We start from the raw sequence: 488 nt of genomic DNA on the forward strand, positions 1-488 counted from the left end.
ATACAATGATTGATAAGTAAAAATTCATAATATAGTTTAGCTACACGCCAATTTAGCCTTTCAAAATTTAATGGATAAACTAGACTGTATTCATACTTTTATTAGTGTTGTAGAAAGTGGAAATTTTAGTCATGCCTCTAGAAACTTAGGTATTACTCGAGATCAAGTTTCTAAAAGAATTTTTTATTTAGAAAGTTTATTCAGTACATCATTGTTTATTCGTAACACTAGAAAGATGGACCTGACTCGTTCAGGGGAAAAGTTTTATCAACGGTGTAAAGTTATTGTTAAAGAGCTAGATTTAGCCGCTATTGACTTCATCTATGATCAAAAATATCCTGAAGGTATATTAAAAATCAACGTTCCAGATGCTTTTATTCAGACATGCTTTTCAGATATTATTTCCAATTTTCTAAACCAATATCCTAACATCGAAATTGACCTATTATTTTCAGAGAAATCAATAGATATCAATGAACATAAATTTG

At 28.9% G+C, this 488-nt stretch carries 1 protein-coding gene; it reads left to right on the forward strand.

Annotation, left to right across the window (positions count from 1 at the left end; all coding sequences use genetic code 11):
• Window positions 1-70: 70 nt before the first annotated feature.
• On the forward strand, window positions 71-488 hold a 418-nt coding region (locus NL42_RS18405; protein WP_461313849.1), incomplete at its 3' end, for a LysR family transcriptional regulator.

The organism is Acinetobacter sp. GN11 (genome assembly GCF_054823985.1).